The sequence below is a fragment of the Acinetobacter sp. RF14B genome (assembly GCF_006864105.1).
Classification (GTDB): Bacteria; Pseudomonadota; Gammaproteobacteria; order Pseudomonadales; family Moraxellaceae; genus Acinetobacter; species Acinetobacter lwoffii_C.
In genome coordinates this window covers 1-779 of the sequence record NZ_SMTB01000206.1, presented here as the reverse complement: position 1 = coordinate 779, position 779 = coordinate 1, and the positions used below count along the sequence as shown (strand labels likewise).

Sequence of the window (779 nt, the reverse complement as noted above, 5' to 3'; positions counted from 1 at the left end):
TAAAGTGAAGGGTACTTTAAACACGTTCTGGTCAATAAAGTTAAAGGCGCCCCCCATCCATTGACCGAACTTGTGCATTGCCGGGCCAAAGTTACGCGCATTGTAGAGTTCTTCTTTCAGCCAGCTGCTGTTGAACTTCTCGGTATAGGCAGTCAGCTCTTTGATGAAGAAATCTTCACCTTCGCTCACACGGGCAACTGCAAGATCACCACCTTTTTCTACACCGGCCTGGATTGCTTCAAATACCGCTTCACCGCAAAGCATGCCAGATTTCATTGCCGTATGTGAGCCTTTGATCTTGGCAAAGTTCAGGAAGCCTGCATCATCACCGATTAAAGAGCCACCCGGGAAGGTGAATTTAGGCAGCGAGTTAAAGCCACCTTTGGTCACAGCTCGTGCACCATAAGAAATCCGCTTGCCACCTTCCAGATACTGCTTGATTAAAGGATGGGTTTTCCAGCGCTGCATTTCCATAAATGGATACATATGCGGATTGGTATAGGACAGATCCACGATCATGCCCAAAGTCACCTGATTGTTTTCAGCATGGTATAACCACCAGCCGCCTGAAGAACCGGTTTCATTTAAAGGCCAGCCGGCCCCGTGCATCACCAGACCTGGCTTATGTTTGGCCGGATCAATTTCCCAAAGTTCTTTAATGCCGATCCCGTAGTGCTGTGGATCAGCATCTTTATCCAGATTGAATTTTTGAATCAGGCGTTTACCTAAATGGCCACGGCAGCCTTCAGCAAAGATGGTGTATTTGGCATGCAGCTCAT

At 47.8% G+C, this 779-nt stretch carries 1 protein-coding gene; it reads right to left on the bottom strand.

What is annotated here, in order from left to right:
• On the bottom strand, nucleotides 1–779 hold a 779-nt coding region (locus E2K52_RS14525; RefSeq protein ID WP_151205694.1), incomplete at both ends, for an NAD(P)/FAD-dependent oxidoreductase.